Here is an 808-nt window from a genome sequence, read left to right as displayed (position 1 = left end):
GCATATGTACCGATGGATCCTGAATATCCTGTAGAGAGATTTAGACATATACTTGCAGATACAGAAGCTAAGTTGATTATTACCCAAAGTCATATAGAGCAAAGATTAAAAGAAGTAAGAGATATAGAGCTTATATCAATAGATGATCAAGATAAACAAGTTATCTATGATAAAGAAGAAATAACTAATCTTCCACGATATAGTCAATCTACAGATCTTGCATATGTGATTTATACATCGGGTACTACTGGATTGCCTAAAGGAGTTATGGTTTCTCATAGTTCGGTAATCAATTTATCTCTTAATAAAAGATATTTAGATGTTAGAAGTAGTGATACATTTGCATTTTTATCTTCTACTATATTTGATGCATCAATATTTGAAATATTTGTTCCAATAATGAATGGAGCAAAATTATGTATTCCTACAGATCAAAAAAGTCTAATATCAAGTGTTTCTCAATTTAAAAGCTTTATTGCTAAAAACAATATAACTATTTTATGGCTTACAAAAACTCTGTTTGATACGTTATCTAGTCAATCTAATTTAATATTTGTGAGCATCAAGTATTTAATTATTGGTGGAGAACAGCTAAATGAAGATATTATAAATAAATTGCTAAATGATAAAGGAGCCTCACTATTATATTTAATAAATGGTTATGGTCCTACAGAGTCAACAACATTTACAACAATGTATGTTTTTGATAGAACAAGTTATATTTCTTGTCCTATAGGTAAACCCCTTAATAATATTCAAACATATATTCTTGATCACTATATGAAACCGGTTCCTGTTGGGGTTATAG

1 protein-coding gene is annotated in these 808 nt (G+C 28.7%); it reads left to right on the top strand.

The window, feature by feature from the left end; translation table 11 throughout:
- On the top strand, window positions 1–808 hold an 808-nt coding region (locus ACKTR7_RS09910), incomplete at both ends, for an AMP-binding protein (RefSeq protein ID WP_407878144.1).

Source organism: Francisella sciaenopsi (assembly GCF_045862875.1).
GTDB lineage: Bacteria > Pseudomonadota > Gammaproteobacteria > Francisellales > Francisellaceae > Francisella > Francisella sciaenopsi.
The sequence above is the reverse complement of the archived record's forward strand: the minus strand, read 5'-3'. Positions and strand labels throughout refer to the sequence as shown.